Here is an 18,946-nt window from a genome sequence, read left to right as displayed (position 1 = left end):
TCGTGGTCATCATCATAAGTCATATACACTTTATCATATCAAATTTTACTGTTCTAAAGCAACTTTACGCAGGTGCCGTGAAAGGTGCGTTCTCTTGAAAACGTCTTTTTATCAAACCAATAAAGGAAATATTCATCAGGTGACTTTTATTTTTCAGAAAATTTTTACTTTTGTTTATTTTTGTAATCGCTTACATATTGATTCTTATCATCGATCGGTACATTTTTTCTTCAAAATGAAGAGGTTTAGGCAGGTTGATCACTTGGGAATACTCTGTTAGGTTAAGTAACCATAGCAGTGAGCGGGACAGTCAAGCAAAAAAGCTGCCTTCGCACTTCTGTATATTTTGATTGAGGTGATGTCAAATTAATACGAAAAAGGTGAGAACACAAAATGAGTATTGAAGTTACAATTTCCTTATCTATTTATTTTATCGGGATGCTTGCCATTGGTTGGTATGCATTCAGGAAAACACATGATTTAAATGATTATATGCTTGGCGGACGCGGGCTTGGCCCATTCGTTACAGCCCTTTCAGCAGGTGCTGCGGACATGAGCGGATGGATGCTGATGGGTGTGCCAGGTGAAATGTATAAAACGGGTTTATCGACAGCCTGGCTTGCGATTGGTTTAATCGTTGGTGCTTACTTGAACTACCTCATTCTTGCACCTCGTTTACGTTCTTATACAGAGATTGCGGATGATGCGATTACGATTCCTGATTTCTTTGATAAACGCTTCAAAGGTTCATCTGCTTTATTAAAAGCTGTTTCAGCCGTCATCATTTTAATTTTCTTTACCCTGTATACATCGTCTGGGATGGTATCAGGCGGACGTTTATTTGAGTCAGCATTCGGTGCTCACTACATGTTTGGACTGATTTTGACGTCAAGTATTGTCATTTTGTATACATTGTTCGGCGGATTTTTGGCAGTGAGCTTAACGGACTTTGTCCAAGGAGCTATCATGTTTTTAGCATTAGTGCTCGTGCCGATCGTTGCCTTTACACAATTAGGCGGACCTGTTGCTACATTCCAAGATATTCAACAGATTGACCCTAAATTGCTTGATATTTTTAGAGGAACGAGCGTCATTGGCATTATTTCCTTCCTTGCTTGGGGACTAGGTTACTTTGGACAGCCGCATATTATTGTGCGCTTTATGGCCATTACGTCCGTTAAAGATTTAAAACCAGCACGCCGAATCGGAATGAGCTGGATGATTATTTCAGTGATTGGATCACTGTCTGTCGGTTTAGTGGGTGTTGCCTATGTTCATGAAACGGGTATGAACCTTGCTGACCCAGAAACCATCTTTATCGTCTTTTCTAAAGTATTGTTCCATCCATATATCACTGGATTTTTACTTTCTGCCATTTTAGCTGCGATTATGAGTTCAATTTCGTCTCAGCTGCTTGTCACAGCAAGTGCCATGACAGAGGATCTATACAGAACGTTCTTTAGAAAAACAGCATCAGACAAAGAGCTCGTCATGATTGGCCGGATGTCTGTACTCGTTGTCGCTGTGATTGCTCTCTGCCTTTCACTTAACCCAAGTGATACCATTCTTGACCTTGTCGGTTATGCGTGGGCAGGATTTGGTTCTTCATTTGGTCCAGTCATCTTGCTTTGCCTATACTGGAAACGAATGAATCATCACGGTGCCCTAGTTGGAATGATCGTTGGTGCGGTTGTGGTTCTGACATGGATTACAACTGGCCTCAACCATGCGACAGGTATTTATGAAATGATTCCAGGCTTTACGCTTAGTGGATTAGCTGCCATTATTGTGAGCTTGTTGACAAGTAAGCCGTCAAAAGCATCAAAACAGCTTTTCAACAAAATGGAAGATCATCTTGAGGAAGAAACAAAATAAAGAATTGAAGAGTCATCTGCCCTATGCGGATGACTCTCTTTTTAAATAAAATAAAAAGCTTTTCTTTCTTCAGAAACTGAATAAAATAAGAGTTGTGCAGCCATATGGGCTGTGAGAAGATCATATACATGTTGTGAAACGTACATGAAGTGAAAGGAGCGATATGCATGTTTTGGACAATTGAATGGGATACAGTCTTAAAATTAGCCGTGGCCACCTTAATCGGTCTGATTATCGGGCTTGAACGAGAGCTGAAGAAAAAGCCCCTCGGCTTAAAAACGTGTATTGTCATTGCTGTCAGCTCCTGCGTCTTAACCATCATCAGCATTGATGCAGCCTACAATTTCCCTCGAGTCTCTAAGCTTCAAATGGACCCACTCAGGTTACCGGCGCAAATTATATCTGGTGTTGGTTTTATTGGAGCAGGTGTGATTCTTCGAAAAAGCAATGATGTCATCTCAGGTCTCACGACTTCTGCGATGATCTGGGGAGCAGCAGGGCTTGGGGTTGCAACAGGTGCAGGGTTTTATAAAGAAGCCTTCCTCAGTCTTTTCTTTATTCTCATTAGTGTCGAATTCCTGCCATGGCTCTTCCAGCGGATCGGACCGATTCGCCTGCAGGAAAAAGAAATCCGCATCAGAATGTCTCTTTCTGACAGAAACCGCATGACCGATATTTTAAAAGAAATGAAAGCTCTCAATATCCGCATTCATTCTGTACGAATTGATGATTTAAAAGAAAAGGACTATCCGATCATGGAAGTACGCGTACGTGTGCATAAAGACCGCTATACAACCGATGTGTACTTTGATATTAAAGATCTAGAAGGCGTCGTTGGCGTGAAGTGTGATACGGTATAAAAGGTGATGAGACAAAAGGCTCATCACCTTTTTTATGGGAAAAGGGGTTGAACCATTTTGAAGATTCAAATAAAATACAAATTATGAAATAAATGATAAAAGGGGATTTTTCATGGGCTCTATGGATCGTAAAAAACGTATATTTTTTTTCAGCGGAATTCTAGCAGTACTCTTATTAGCTGTCCTTTTCACCTCACATTATGTCACTCCCGTATCAACGAATGCAGCAGACAAGAAACAAACGAAAACACCAAAAAATATTATTTTTATCGTTGGTGATGGAATGGGGATGCCCATGATCAAAGCCTACCGTACATTCAAGCAGGAAAAGCATGCTTCTGTAAAAGGAAAAACCGTCTGGGACCCTTATTTAGTCGGGATGCAGACCACACATCCAGATGATCCTCGAGATAATATTACTGACTCAGCTGCCGCAGCAACAGCCATGGCGACTGGAAAAAAAACATACAATGATGCCATTGCCGTCAATCATGAAAAACAACCTCTTAGAAGTGTCGTTGAAGCAGCGAAGGAAGCAAAAATGAAAACAGCCTTTGTTGTCTCATCTGACATCACCGATGCAACACCTGCCGCTTTTGGTACACATAACGTCTCCCGAAAAAATAAAGAACAAATTGCAGACCACTTTTTTGATGAGAAAATAGGAGGAGAGCACAAAGTTGATATCCTTCTAGGTGGCGGAATGCAATATTTTGACCGAAAAGACCGTAATCTAGTTCAAGAATTTAAGAAGAGCGGGTATTCCATTCTGCGATCAAAAGATGATCTAACCTCTCAATCATCTTCGAAAATGCTCGGCTTATTCCAGGAGGACGAGCTGGATCGAGCCATCGACCGTCCGAAGCATGTGCCTAAGTTAAAAGACATGACGCAGGCAGCACTCACCCAATTGAATCAAGATAATCAGCATGGTTTTTTCATGCTACTTGAAGGCAGTACCATTGATTCTGCAGGACATGAAAATGATGTGGTTGGCGCAATGAGTGAGATGGAGGATTTTGAGAAAGCAGTTCAAACAGCTCTCCAGTTCGCGAAAAAAGATCAAGAAACACTTGTCGTCATCACGGCAGATCATGCGACTGGCGGTTTTTCGTTTGGCACAGATGGGATGACAAGTGAGACTGGCTACAAATGGGACCCAGTGCCCATCTTAGCTGCTAAGAAAACACCTGTTTATATGGCTAAGAAAATCGCAGACGGACAATCTGTACGTGATGTCCTTCAGACCTATATTGAAGTTTCTCTTACAGAAGGTGAAATCTCACAGGTAGAAAAAGCAGCAAAGTCAAGAAAGGCCAGTACGATCCAACTCAGCATTCAACATATTTTCGATCAGCGTTCTTTCTCAGGCTGGACAACCTTTGCCCATACAGGTGAGGATGTCCCTGTCTATGCATACGGACCTGGAAAAACAGCCTTCCAGGGCTGGATCGATAATACAAAGCAAGGAAAGAACCTGTTTCAAATCATTGAATCACCATCCACCTATCGTCCATAAAAACAATCCCCGCCTCATCATATAGGCGGGGATGTTTATTTTAAGATTGACTTAGCTTTGTAAAGTCAAACGTCGTTATAGGTGCTGCTTCTTCAATGTCGGAACGGAAGCCGGCGAGCATCGCCTTTTCTTCTTCTCCGATGTCAGCTAAATCAAATGCTTGATGCAGCAAGCCATAGATCAGCATGTGACGTAAACGTAGGAAATCAGGAATATAGGCAAGCCACTCATCTCCAAGTTCATTCTCTTCACGATAGCCTTTAAGGAACTGTTTCATAAAGTTTCCTGCAAAAGCAGCTTTGTCTTCGTATGGAATTACTGGGTACCACAAGACATTGTATAGCAAAATACTAATGTCATTCATAAACCAGTTGTACCCAATATCATCGAAATCGAAGGTCGTAATTTTCCCTTGATCCCAGTGGAAGTTTCCGTGATGAAGATCCGCATGAACCAATCCGTACGTATCTTGATTTTTCGGAAGCTTTGCCAGCTTTTCCATCAACCGATCCGCTTGTTCGAAAACAAGGGTCTGATCTGCCGGTACATATTTACGCAGTTTCAGCTGCTCCTCTTCATCCCACTCTTGTCTTTTATAACGCGGGTCTGACAAATGATAGCTTTTTGTCAGTTTGTGCATGCGACCTGTGTACTGTCCAAGGGCATAAAATAATTCATCGTTCCAGTCCGCCTCTTCGACTTTACGACCTGGTGCTTTTTCATAGACTCGAAGCAGAAATGCGCCGCCCTGCCCATCGTCTACTTGCTCGATATCACGGCCATTTAATGAAGCAATTGGTTTCGCAACGGAAAGTCCGCCCTTCGCTAAGTGATGCAGCCATTCCATTTCACCTAAAATATAATTAGGTGATCTGCGGATGGTATGAGTAATTTTTAAAATGAAAGACTCTCCATCTTTTTTTAGTTCATACACATAGTTTTCTGCATCTGCGATAAAGTGGATATCACTTCGCTTGACCCCGTATAAATGAGTAGCCTCATCTAAAATTTTTGATTCTTCATATATGGCTTTTACATCTTTATGCATGCTGATTCTCCCTCTTCATATATTTTGCTAATTCGCGAATGGTGTGTTTTTCAGCAAAATTCAAATCATCAACATACCAACCCTTCTTTTCAATCTCTACTTCCATTTTGACAGCAAGTAAAGAATTTCCTCCTAAATCGAAAAAGTCGTTGTCAATTCCTACTTTTTCCACATGAAGAATGTCACACCAAATGTCTAAAAGTAATGCCTCACGTTCATTGGTTGGCTGTGCATAAAGTCCTTGATCCTGTGTAAATTTTGTCGTTAATAATGAACGTAGACTATCTTCATCATGTACCTCAAGGGCTTTTACATAACCGCTATGCAGCGTTTGATCTGTTTGAACCGTTTCCCATGTAAAACCTTTAGAAGCGAGATGACTTGCTGCCTCCATCTTGTGATCCTCTTTTTCTTCAGTCGAGTGCTGAGGAGGTGACAGGTGACCGGCGATTTGAATGTGATCACTCAATGAACCGATTTCCCCCACTTGTATACGATACGTTTGCTGCCCCTCGATCTCCTGGATCTGGTGCTCTTCCATAAATGACTTGAATAGTTCATTACGTCCGGTCGATACAAACGTAAATTCAATGGAAGAAAGCTGGTGCTGACGGCTGTATTCGGCGAGCCAGGTCAGACATTTTTGCTCAATCCCTTTCCCTAGAGCACGGCAGCTTAGCATCCATGCATCAATTTTCAACGTGTCGTCTGCATGATGAGCCAAGATCGCTCCTACAATCCCTTCATGACTGAAGCGATCTGCTGCCTCAATGAGCCAGCCCTGAACATGCTCATTTTCCATCCGCTCTCTCAGCTGCTGTTCATCAAAGTGCAGATCATTTAAGCGGAATTGGTTAATGCGGCTGCTCATTTGTGCCACACGCGCAAGGTGCTGCTCTCCCCACTCTGTTATACTCATGTGCAAGTTCAAATCTTGTAAAAATTGTTCCATTGACGGCGACTCTGCTTTCTCTTTTTGACGAGCTTTTTCAGCTTTGTAGCTCATGGTTCGCCCTCTATCCTCATCCGTAACATCATAACGGTCAAAAGCCCAAGCATGCTCAACAAATAATGGAATGGCTTTTTCATTGGCAGGTAAGAGCAATGTCATCACTTCTGGCAGCTCTTCATTCATTCGCAAGCACTGAGCTGGGTCATCATCTAAGAAAATAAACTGAGATAATGAAAGGTTCAGTGAATCTGCCATTTCTTTTAGATGTCCCGGTTTACTTTCCCAATTGATCCGCCAGTCGACAATATCGTCTTTTTGTAAGACCATATCTGGGTGGTTTTCAAACACACGCCACACATCTTCTTCATTATTTCTGCTGCTTAGCACAAGCAGCATTCCCTCTTGTTGTTTTTGCTTTAAGAAGCGCTGAAGCATTTGATGTTCTGGCGTAATGTCGATGCCTTCCACACCGTCTTCTGAAACAATACCTCTCCACAGCGTATGATCACAATCAATGGCCACTACCTTAAATGGTGCACCTTTCCATGCCACAATCTCTCGCGCGACTTTTGTACCGATGGCACCGCAAAAGACTTCAGTGAATGGGAGATGTGCGGCTTGCTCTCCTTTTTCATCAAAAATGTCATCGAGCTGATATTGATGAGCAAGGTGACGACAGTCGATCAACTGAACACCGCCTATCTTAGATAACTGAGCAATCCACTCTTGTTCCACGTCTTGCAACGTGTCCCTAAGAGCCGCACTTATCGGCAGTATACCAACGAAATATAGGTTATGTTTTGTTTTTGATTTCAGAACATTTACAAGTTCTTCTGCATGCTCTGAAGCCAGTTTTTTCTTTTCATCCAGTGAGAGATGGGCTGGACCAGCGATATCCTCTAGACGAATGAGGAGAAGATTTGCACCGTTTTTCTTCTGTGAGATAAGGCTGCGCTCATTTAACAGCTCCTGATACACCTGCCCATACGGTGCAAACTGAATATCGAACTGCACATCAAACTGCTTGGTCCAATACTGAATGTAAGGAGCAACTGGATCTGCTGTAAATGTCGAGCTGATTGTGAGCACAAGTGGTTCTTTTTTCTCTGCACGATCTCTTTTCTCTTTTGCTGCTTGTTCTTCTTCCTGTGAAAGCACAGCGAAATCCTTGAGCAGTTGATCTGGTGTTTGAACAGCTTGTTCGATCAAGTGCTGGAAGTGCTTGACGAAAGCTTGCATCGTCTCATGTTTAAACAGAGCAAGGTTGTATTGAAGGACGCACTTTAACTCACCCGTTACCTCTCTGACAACATCCATTTTCATATCGAGTTTGGAAATTCCCTTTGCAAACTCATGCGTTTCAAAGGTCAGTCCATCAGCTTCAATTTTAATATTCGGATCGTATTCATTGTGATAGATAAGCATCGTATCAAAGAATGGATTGCGATGCGGCCTTGTTTTTGGATTCAAATGCTCGACCATTTGGTCAAACGGGTATTCTTGATGGTCGTACGCATCGAGTAGAACTTGTTTTGTCTGTACCAATTGTTCTATAAAGGATGCTTCTTGTGCCATTTCTAGTTTGATTGGCAGGAAGTTCGTAAACATCCCAATCGTATGCTCAATATCTGCATGACGTCTTCCAGCCACAAGAGAACCGACAATCAGTTCTTGCTGATCGGCATAACGTGAGAGCAGCAGGCCATAAAGCTGGAACAAGATGACGTTATTGGTCAGCTGATATCGTTCAGCGAGCTGTTCAATTTTCTCAACGATGTGCGGTTCAATATTAAATTTGATCGCTCTTCCCAAAAAGGATTGTTCCTTTCGTTCAAAATCATATGGCATTGTTAAAGTCGGAACATTTGAGCCCATTTGCTCCTTCCAATAATCCTGCTGCTTTTGAAACATCTCGCTGCGGAAATATTTGTCTTGCCACACTGCATAATCTTTATATTGCACAGTAAGTTCCGGCAAGGTTTCCCCGCGATAGAGCTCAGTAAATTCTTTAATAAAGATGTTCATGCTCGCTCCATCAGCGACAATATTATGCATATCAACTAATAACAGATGATCATCTTCTACAATTTTCACAAAACGCACACGAATCAATGGTGCAGCCTTTAAGTCAAATGGACGAATGAATTCATCGATTTGTGCTTCTAATTCTTGTTCATCAGCCTCAGTCATTTCAACAGCAAATTGAAAATCATCATGGACGCGCTGAACAGGTTCTCCATCCTTTAACTCAAAGGTCGTTCGCAAGGTTTCATGACGATCAATTAATTGCTTAAAGGTCTGTTCAAAGCGCTCGGCGTCGATTTCACCTTTACATCTCAGAGCCATTGGCATGTTATATGAAGTCACTTGACCAATACGCTGATGAATGAGGAATGTTCGTCTTTGAGCGGCGGATAATGGGTACGTGTCTTTCTGTTCCACCTGTTCAATTTTGAAATATTGATGTTTCTCTGCCTTTTCAATGAATGCTTGGAGCTTCTCGATCGTCGGATTGTTGAACATATCTGTGAGCGTTAGTTCTACACCAAACTCTTTGTGAATTTGAGAAATAAGACCAGTCGCATTTAACGAATGTCCTCCAAGCTCAAAGAAGTGATCGTCTCTTCCCACCTTTTCAATTCCTAAAATATCTTTCCACATCCGCTGTAATGTTGCTTCTATATCATTCGCCTCGGTGGATTGATATTGATTGCTTTCTTCTATTTCCTGCCCTTTGTTTTCCTTCGGCACGACCATTTGCACACCTGAAGACGAGGATAAGGCGGCTGTATCTACCTTTTCAATCCAATATCTTTGTCGTTCAAACGGATAAGTTGGCAGGGATACTTTTTGATTCGATTTCTGATTTCGTAATTTTGTCCAGTCCACAGGCACTCCTTGAAGCCAGATGTCACCCAATCTTCCCAGCAGGTAGCGGTCATCTGCTGCCTCTTCTTTCGGGTGACGCATCAATGGAATCGGCTGCTGATGGTGATCCTTTGAGACTTGACGAATAAAGGCGCTTAACGTATTCCCCGGTCCAACTTCAATAAAAATGGGATCAAGCTCCGTTAATAATGTCTCTGCTCCATCACGGAAACGAACTGCTTGCCGCAAGTGATCAGCCCAGTATGCTGGATCTTGTACTGCTTCATGTTCAATCCACGTACCTGTGACGTTAGAAATATACGGGATAGATGGCGCATTCAATTGATACTCAGCTACCTTTTCTTTGAATGACGGCAGGATATCATCCATCATTTTAGAGTGGAAGGCATGAGAGGTGTGAAGCTTTCTGCACCCATGTCCAGCTGCCTCCAGCTTCTCAGCGAGTGCATCAATAGATGCCGTCTCACCAGACACCACACATAACTCAGGTCCATTTACTGCCGCAAGTGAAAGGTCATCCGTCAAATATGACAGCACTTTCTGTTCACTCAAAGGTACGCTCAGCATAGAGCCTTTTGGAAGCTGGCTAATCAGCTGTCCGCGATAACAGACGAGATCTACGGCATCTTCAACAGACAGTAAACCAGATACGGCAGCAGCAGTGTATTCTCCAATACTGTGGCCGATCATCGCCTGCGGTTTGATGCCAAAATGAATCAGCAATTCAGCCAAAGCGTATTCCATACTAAACAGAAGCGGCTGTGTGTATTCGGTTTGGTTGATCAATTGAGGATCATCGCTTGCTTCTGTTGAGAATAATATGCTGAACGGGTCAACGGAGACATGCTGTTTGAATTGATTCAAGCATTGATCCAGTGCTTTCTTAAAAACTGGATACTTGTCATAAAGCTGACGCCCCATGTCCACATACTGAGATCCTTGGCCTGGGAAAAGAAAGACGATTGGCCGGCTCGATGTTTGAGAGCTGGCCGTCTTGACCACCTCTTTTGACCTTTGATTCAGCGCCTGTAACATGTCAGCTGTATCACTTCCAAGAATGACACGTTTATGCGGGAAATGATGGCGCCCTGTTTGCAGCGTATAGGCGACATCACTTAAACGGATATGCTGCTGATGCTGAAGTAAATAGTCAGCAAGGCGATCCGTCATTTTTTCAAGGGCTGCCGGTGTTTTCGCAGATAATAAAAGAAGTTCGCTATCTTCTGTGCGATCTGCTGGGACAGGTGCAGCAGGTGCTTCTTCTAAAATGACATGAGCGTTTGTTCCACCAATCCCAAATGAGCTTACACCTGCCCTGCGAGGAGATGCCTGCTCGCTCCATGGCGTCAAATCCGTATTTACAACGAATGGAGAATCAGCAAATTCAATTTTTTCATTCGGTGTTTCAAAATGAATCGTTGGCGGAATCACTTGATGCTTTAAGCTTAATACGGTTTTAATAAAGCCGGCGACACCTGATGCATCATTCAAATGACCAACATTTGATTTGACAGAACCAATGCGGCAAAAGCCTTTTTTATCTGTATCAAACGCTTGCTTGAGTGCTTCAATTTCAATCGGATCTCCGAGTGTTGTTCCGGTTCCATGTGCTTCAATATAAGAAATGGATTCAGGTTCAACCTCAGCCATTCGAAGTGCTGTCTTAATAGCTGATACTTGGCCTTTCGTACTCGGTGCCGTATACCCTACTTTTCTATTTCCATCATTATTAATAGAAGATCCTTTAATAACAGCATAAATGTGATCGCCGTCTTCAATTGCATCCTCTAAATTTTTTAAAATAACAGCTCCTGCACCATCTCCAAAAACGGTTCCATCTGCTTTATTATCAAAGACGCGGCAGTGACCGTCGGAAGAATGGATCATTCCTTCTTGATATAGATAGCCCGATTTTTGCGGCAGGCGAATGGACACACCGCCTGCAACAGCCATATGACAGTCTCCGCTTAATAAAGCCTGAACAGCTAAATGAATCGACACCATCGAGGTCGAGCAGGCGGTTTGCACCACCATACTCGGTCCTTTTAGATTTAATTTATACGAAATCATCGTCGCCAAATAGTCACGCATATTTAGAACAGCAGCTTCCAGCGTTTTTGAATCCTCACCTTGAGCTGCCCCTTGAAGTGCTCTCATTACCCATTCTGTATTGATTCCTGCACCTGTATAAAGACCGATTTGCCCTTTATATTCAAACGGATCATACCCAGCATCTTCAAGTGCCGTCCAAACACATTCATGAAACAGTCTGAACTGCGGATCCATCATAGCCGCTTCCTTTGGAGTATAGTCAAAGAAATCCGCATCAAATAAATCGACATCGTCAAGCATCCCTTTTGCTTTGACAAAACGAGGGTTTTTCAATAAGGCTTCATCAGTTCCTTCACTTCGTAATTCTTCCTCTGTAAAAAAGGAGATTGTTTCTTTTCCTTTTTTCAGATTCTCCCAGTATTCATCTACGTTTTTGGCACCTGGAAAACGACCTGCAAGACCGATAACAGCAATTTCTGCGCCATGATAGTGATTCGTTGTATCATTCATTCTCGATTCCGCCTCTCAATCTTTTATTCCGTTGCTGTTTAAAACGAGCTCTTCGATCACCTGATGTGACGACGGCTAGTTCTTCTTCCATCGTATCTTCCTTCGATTCCTCAGAAGGCTGAATATATTTTGCAAGCTCTGCGACAGATGGGTACGTAAACAAGGTCACCACTGCTTCATTTGTTTGAAGTGCTTGATTTAACCGATTGGTCACTTGAACAATATCCAGCGAGCTTGCACCTAAATCAAAGAAGTTGTCGTGAATGCCCACTTGCTCCATGCCCATAAAATCCTGCCACACTTGACAGATCACTTTTTCAGTTTCATTTCGAGGAGCCACATACGGATTGCCCAGCTCTGGTCTTTCGTGCTTAGACACTTCATATGAATCCGCACTCGCTGCAGCCTTCGATTCTAATGACAGCCATTGATCTATCCGTTCTTCAAGATTTCCTGTGGACACGAGCATGTGACGATTCTGCCGGTTAGACAGAACATATTGGAACAGCTCAGCACCCTCTTCTGGTAAAATCGCAAGCTCATTAATCGATTCACCAATTGTGGATTCTAGCTCACCCCAGAAATTCCACGCATCCCAGTTCACACACATCCATGGAGTTTGACTATTTTGATTGAGTCTAGCTGCAAATGCGTCCATATATAAGTTAGCTGCTGAGTAAGCAGAGAATCCTAAGCCCCCGAGCAGTGCACTTATGGATGAAAAGAGGAGACAAAAATCCGCTTGTTCTTGCTCCAGCAGCTGCTCTAGCACATCGAGCCCTTTCACTTTTGATTGGAATTGATCCTCTCCCTGCGCCAGTGTAGATGGGATATCTTTAATGGCTCGGAAGGATGTACTTCCTGGTAATCCTGCCGCATGGAACACACCATCAACGCCGCCATGCTTTTTGCGAATGATTTCAAAAACATGTTTCATCTGCTTAAGATCTCCTGCATTCGCCTGCACCGCTTCTACTGTTGCACCTAATCGTTCAAGCTCGAGTACCTTCTTAATTCTCGTACGCTGCGCTTCATCGGCATTCTCTTGTTGTACAAATGACGCCCATTCATCTCTTGGCGGCAATGCCGTTCTTCCTGTTAAATAAAGATGAACATTTCCTTCTTTCGCCAGCATCTTTGATAGAACAAATCCAATGCCGCCTAAACCACCCGTGATGAGATACACACCATTTGGCCTGATCAGTTTCGGAAGTCCATCTTCTTTTTGCAGCGGCAAACGTTTGTAGCTCTGCACCCAGCGTTGACGATTGCGATACGCTACAAGCTGGTCTTTTCCAGGCTGCATAATTTCCTGCCCAATAAGATCGACAAGTTCCTGTTCCTTCCAAGTCATAACATCCGGCACATCTTCCACATCGATATTCCAGCATTTAATGTGATGGTATTCCTGTGAAATGACTTTAACCGGCCCAAGCATTGCGCTTTTCTCTGCACATATCATCTCATTCCCTGTAACTGGCTGAATTCCGCTAGTGACAGTAAACAAACGGCATTCTCGAATATTTTTTTGTGCAGCAATCGCTTGAGATAAGAAAATTAAGCTGTAATAGCCCTTTTCAATGTGCGTCTGAAATGCAGCTTGGCGATTCAAGCCGTCCTCTTCTTTCGCAGATTCCCATAAATGCAGAATCCGATTGATATTGATACCTTTATTAGACAATGAATCTAGCATGTTTCTGTAGTGCTTACCTTCTGCCGGATTGATCGTAAACGCCTGCTCCAGCTCTTGATAGACCTCACCCTTTGTGACAAAAATGACCTTGATTCCTTGTTCTTTGAATGATTGTTCAAACAGTTCATGAAAGGCATCCTGTTCCTTGAAAATGAGCCACGTTTGCTCTTCTGGTTCTTTTTCGAAAACTGGTTTTAGAGGCTGCTGCTCCCATGAAGGCAGATAGAACCATTCTTTCATCTCTTTTTTCTTCGTTTCCTTAGGAATGGACAGCTGCGGAGAAGCGGGCTTCCCTGCTTCAATCCAATATCGTTTTCGTTCGAATGGATATGTGGGAAGCGATACAAGCTGTCGTTCCTCTTGAGTTGGATGCGGCTGCGTTTTGACCTCATAACCGCCTGCCCATAGCTCTCCTATACGTTTTAAGAAATACGCATGGTCATCCGCTTGTTCCCTTGCATGCCTCACCATATTTAGGACATCATGATGAGACTCTTTGTTTTCATGACGTTTCGCTAATGCCGTCAAGCTGTTTCCAGGTCCGACCTCAATGAGAGCTCGTACTTCATCGGTTAACAGCTGTGATAAACCTTCATGAAAACGAACGGTTCCACGCAGATGGTTGGTCCAATAAGATGCTGTCATCACCTCTTCATTTGTCGCCCAGGTGCCTGTCACATTTGATATGAACGGGATCGTCGGCTCATGCAGTTCTACTTTCTCTACGAATTGTTGAAACGCCTCAAGCATCGGCTCCATCATATAGGAATGAAAAGCATGAGAAGTATGGAGCTGTCTTGTCACAATTCCTTTGTCCTGTAATTTCTTTTCAAAAGCGGTGATATGCTCTTCTTTACCAGAAACGACACAAAGGTCTTTTGCATTGACTGCAGCAATCGAAAGCGATTCATCGATGATCGAATTCAGCTCCGCCTCGGATAATTGCACACTAAGCATGGCGCCTTTTTCCATTCCTTGCATCAACCTGCCTCTTGCCATTACGAGTGTTAATGCTGACTCCAGAGAAAAAACCCCTGCCAAGCAAGCGGCAACATATTCTCCGATACTGTGCCCAATCATTGATTCTGGCTCAACACCACTATGCTGAAGTAATTTTGCTAATGCGTACTCAAATATAAAGAGCAGCGGCTGAGCATTTGACGTTTTTGTGATGTCTTCATTCGTTTCATCCTCTGGAAAAACAATGCCTTTTAAATCAACTTGCTCCGTCTCCATTACATATTTGAAGCATCTATCCACTTCCCATTTGAACACTGGTTCTGCATCGTATAATTCGCGCATCATGCCAGCATATTGAGCACCTTGACCTGAAAACATAAAGGTAGCTTTACGCCATTTTTTGCTTCGGAACACACTCGTTTCAAGCTGTTTCTGCTGCAGCCATTCATCAGCAGAAGCAAGTACAATGGCTTTTCGGTATGGAAATTGCTTTCTGCCATAACGCAATGTATAAGCAATATCTTCAAGCGAAACTTGAGGATGCTGTATCACATACTGCTTTAATTGATCTGTCATTTTCGCTAAAGCGGTATCCGTTTTTGCAGATAAAACGAGCAGCTGCTTTTGCTTAGAAGCTGACTTTTGCTTTACCTGTATGCCTTCTTCTATGATCATATGGGCATTTGTCCCGCCGATACCGAAAGAACTAACCCCTGCTCTTCTCGGCTTATCTGATTCCTTCCAATACAGCGCCTTTTGATTCACATAAAACGGTGTATCTTTAAAAGGAATCTCCTGATTGGGTGATTCATAATGAATGGTTGGCGGGATCGTTTTGTGCTGAATAGCCAAAATGGCTTTAAACAGACCTGCAATCCCTGCCGCACTATTTAAATGTCCGACATTACTTTTAACTGAACCGATTGGGATTGTCAGCGGCTCTGTTCCTTTGAACACTTGGCTAAGGGCGGATACTTCAATTGGATCTCCCATTTTTGTCCCCGTACCATGCGCTTCTAAATAACCGATAGACGCGGGATCTATACCTGATTTTTCATACGTTTCTTTTAATACCTCTGCCTGCCCTTCCACACTCGGAGCGGTAAAACCAGCTTTTCGGCTGCCATCATTGTTCACGCCAACCCCTTTGATCACCGCATGAATCGGGTTGCCATCTCTTATCGCATCTTCATAACGTTTTAACAGAACGATCCCCGCTCCATCTCCGAAAATGGTTCCGCTCGCCTCTTGGTCAAACGGACGGCAATGGCCATCTTTTGATTGAATCATTCCATCTTGATAAATATAGCCGATATTTTCTGGAGAACTGACCGTCACACCTCCAGCCAGCGCTGCATCACATTCTTGATTCAATAATGCTTGACAGGCCATGCCAATGTTGACAAGTGAGGTCGAACAAGCTGTCTGCATCGTCACACTAGGCCCGTGTAGATTCAATTTATAAGAAAGCTGCGTACTAAAGAACTCACGATCATTTAACAGCATTGCGCTGAATTGCTCGGTTGCTTCCATTTGATGTGCAAAGCGTGTCAGCCATTCATGATTTGGGCTTGTTCCTGTATAAACTCCAATTTTCCCTGCCATTCTATCAGGGTCACAGCCAGCATCCTCCAGCGCTTCCCAAGCACATTCATGTAAGAGCCTGAATTGTGGATCCATTAGCTCTGCCTCTCTAGCAGAATAGTTGAAGAAATCTGCATCAAAACCTTCAATTTCTTGTAAACGTCCTTTTGCTCCAATGAAATTCGGATGTTGATAGACTGACGCATCCAGCCCTGCTTTCTTGAGTTCTTCTTCTGTGAAAAAGTGAATCATTTCCTCGCCATTCACAAGACGCTGCCAAAAGTCTTCTAGCGATGAAGCCCCTGGGAATCTTCCTGCCATTCCGACAATCGCAATATCTGGATTTTCCTGTGATGTATTTCTTTTTGGGAAAGAAGCTGGTGTTTGCTCACGTTCCGTCTGTTCTTTAAATAAGTATTCAGAAAGACTTGCAACTGTAGCAAACCGATACAATTGAACAGTGTCAATTTGTTGATCCATTCGCTCAGAGATTTTTGCTGCAAGCTGAGATATATCAAGTGATGTCGCACCAAATTCAAAAAATGGCGAGTCATCATCCATTTGATCAAATCCAAAATGAGTTTGAACAATGGTGTGAATATCTTTTTGTAAAGAGGCGAGTGAAGGAAAGTCACGCTTCACAGCCTTCGGCTTTTGTGGTTCAATAGCTGCCATCGTTTTTGTTTGTACAGAGAAATCTGTTTTATGAAATGGATAGCCTGGAAGCGGAATGCGCTTCCTATTCTTCTCCTCTGTTAAAGGAAAAGCTAAGTCGACCCCCATTTCCCAAAGAACACCTGCGACTTGCATCAGGTCTCCATCAAGTGGTTCGGTTGTTTTTTCTGCTCCCTTTTCAACCACAATTCCTTGTTTCTTTGAAAGATCAATCATCAAGGCTGTTGATTCTTGCTTGAACAAAGGCGATTTTACAGGCTGTTCTATATCAAGAAAACGCATTGCAGACGATGGATCGAAAGCAGTTAGTTCCTCCCCTGTCTGCGCAATGTAAACAGGCTGTTGGAGTGTCTTCTGAGGCAATGCAGCCAACTTTTGATTGATCATCTGGTTGTCATGAAGGCGGTATACAATAGATACCGCCTCTGTTAGCTCAAGCCCATCTGCTGCACATAAAGCTGTCCACACCCCGCTGCCCTCTCCAATCCATACGTCTGGTTCAATTCCGAGTGATCTTAGCTGGCTGGCAAAAGCCAATGTCATGATAAGCATAGCCACTTCTGCGTGACCGTTTTGTTTGAAATGGAACAGATTGTCTTTTTTAATAGGTATCACGGATTGGACGAGGCTCATTAAACGATCCACTTCTGTTTTAAATGAAAGATCTTTCTCATACAGCTTGATGTAATCACGTAATCCTGCTTCATGAAAACCAGTCAGCCTCATGTTTATCTGCTTATAAAGAAGACTTTCTCTGCCTGGCGTCTCTTCGTTTAGCACATGTAGCTGTTCTAATAATTCATCACGTGTGGAACATACAAGCGTTTTTCGATATTTGAAGGCTTTTCTTCCCCTTTGTAAGGTATAAGCTGCTTGACCAAGTGAGAGTTCATGATGTGAGGAGACATATTCCTTCAAGTTTTTTGTCATGTTCTTCAAATCATGCGTTGATCTGGCTGACAGCACGATTAATTCTTTGGACAAGGTCGTGCTGTTTGCTTCTCTCGGCTTTGCCTCTTCTAAGATGACATGGGCATTTGCTCCCCCTATACCAAAGGCACTGACTCCAGCTCTCCTTGGCAAATGAGACGTCTTCCACTCCTCTTTATCTGTTCCAACATAAAATGGCGTTTGATCAAATGGAATACGGTGATTCGGCTTCTCAAAGTGCGGCATTGGAGCAAATTGTCGATGATGCAGCATCATGACTGTTTTGATAAAACCAGCGACACCGCTGGCGGCATCTAAATGCCCAATATTGGCTTTGACTGACCCAAGTCGGCAAAAGCCTTTTTGCTCTGTTTGAAAAGCACGAGTAAGTGCCTCAATCTCAATCGGATCTCCAACAGGCGTACCTGTTCCATGTGCTTCGATATATGAAATTGTCTCTGGCTCTGTTTCGGCCATTTCTAAAGCAGATTCAATGACACTTGCCTGTCCACTGACACTTGGGGCTGTATAGCCGACTTTGTTGCTTCCATCATTGTTCGTTGCAGATCCTTTTACAACGGCATAAATAAAATCTCCGTCTTCTATCGCATCTTTTAACCGTTTTAGTGCAACAACGCCTGCACCTTCACCAAAAATGGTTCCTTTTGCTTTTTCATCAAACGGACGGCAATGTCCATCAGGGGAATAAATCATTCCTTCCTGGTATTGATATCCTGTGATCTGTGGCTGATGGAGTGTGACGCCCCCCGCTAGTGCAAGATCACATTCGCCGCCGATTAATCCTTGGCAGGCCATATGGATAGCAACAAGCGACGTGGAGCAAGCCGTTTGCACTGATACACTTGGTCCTTTTAGATTTAATTTATAGGCAACCCGGGAAGCGAAGGACGGGTCATTGAGATGCATGATTTGAAACACATCTTCATTCTTTTCAAGAGACGACATATGCTGCCCCATCCACGATAAATTGCTAGATGCCCCGGCATAAAGGCCAATTAACCCTTCGTATTGCTCAGGCTCATAGCCAGCGTCCTCTAGCGCATGCCATGTGCATTCGTGCATCAATCGAATTTGCGGGTCCATAATGGATGCCTCTCGCGGAGAGTAGCCAAAAAAGTCTGCATCAAAAGAAGATGCATTTTCTAAATATGGCTTCGCCTTCACATAATCAGACCGTTTTAACAGCGTCTCATCTACACCCGCTGCCTTTAATTCTTCATCAGTGAAAAACGTAACGGATTCTTTCCCTTGCGATATATTTTCCCAAAACGATTGGACATTCGGTGCTCCGGGAAACGTACCTGCTAATCCTACGACTGCAATTTCAAGTCCAGATTCGATCCATTGCTCTTGATCAGACATACGCTGCATTTCTCCC

The 18,946-nt window shown here is 43.2% G+C and carries 6 protein-coding genes; 3 read left to right on the top strand and 3 right to left on the bottom strand.

What is annotated here, in order from left to right:
• The first annotated feature begins 393 nt into the window (after positions 1-393).
• The 3 genes from putP (at position 394) to ASE42_RS14330 (ending at position 4,254) form a co-directional block, all read left to right on the top strand.
• The gene (putP, locus tag ASE42_RS14340; RefSeq protein ID WP_025092651.1) at positions 394-1,875 is read left to right on the top strand and encodes a sodium/proline symporter PutP; all 1,482 of its coding nucleotides are present in this window, start codon (positions 394-396) and stop codon (positions 1,873-1,875) included.
• A 167-nt stretch (positions 1,876-2,042) separates the two neighbouring features.
• Positions 2,043-2,735 (top strand): MgtC/SapB family protein, encoded by a 693-nt coding sequence (locus ASE42_RS14335; protein WP_024424547.1) that lies wholly within the window; start codon positions 2,043-2,045, stop codon positions 2,733-2,735.
• Positions 2,736-2,847: 112 nt separating this feature from the next.
• Complete coding sequence (locus ASE42_RS14330) at positions 2,848-4,254, top strand: alkaline phosphatase (protein ID WP_056767574.1); 1,407 nt, start codon at positions 2,848-2,850, stop codon at positions 4,252-4,254.
• A 40-nt stretch (positions 4,255-4,294) separates the two neighbouring features.
• On the opposite strand, the gene ASE42_RS14325 is transcribed toward ASE42_RS14330, so the two are convergent.
• Genes ASE42_RS14325 through ASE42_RS14315 form a run of 3 tightly spaced genes read right to left on the bottom strand, consistent with a single transcriptional unit; the run spans position 4,295 to position 18,930 of the window.
• The gene (locus ASE42_RS14325) at positions 4,295-5,302 is read right to left on the bottom strand and encodes a phosphotransferase enzyme family protein (RefSeq protein WP_056767571.1); all 1,008 of its coding nucleotides are present in this window, start codon (positions 5,300-5,302) and stop codon (positions 4,295-4,297) included.
• Entirely contained in the window at positions 5,295-11,705 is a 6,411-nt protein-coding gene (locus ASE42_RS14320) for a type I polyketide synthase (RefSeq protein ID WP_056767568.1), read from the bottom strand. Before ASE42_RS14320 ends, ASE42_RS14325 begins: the two co-directional genes overlap by 8 nt.
• Positions 11,698-18,930, bottom strand: coding sequence for a type I polyketide synthase (locus ASE42_RS14315; protein ID WP_056767856.1), 7,233 nt, complete (start codon positions 18,928-18,930; stop codon positions 11,698-11,700). Before ASE42_RS14315 ends, ASE42_RS14320 begins: the two co-directional genes overlap by 8 nt.
• Positions 18,931-18,946 lie beyond the last annotated feature (16 nt).

It is taken from the genome of Bacillus sp. Root920, assembly GCF_001429445.1.
Lineage (GTDB): Bacteria > Bacillota > Bacilli > Bacillales > Bacillaceae > Bacillus > Bacillus safensis.
Note: the sequence above shows the minus strand (reverse complement) of the source record. Positions and strands in the feature narration are given on the sequence as shown.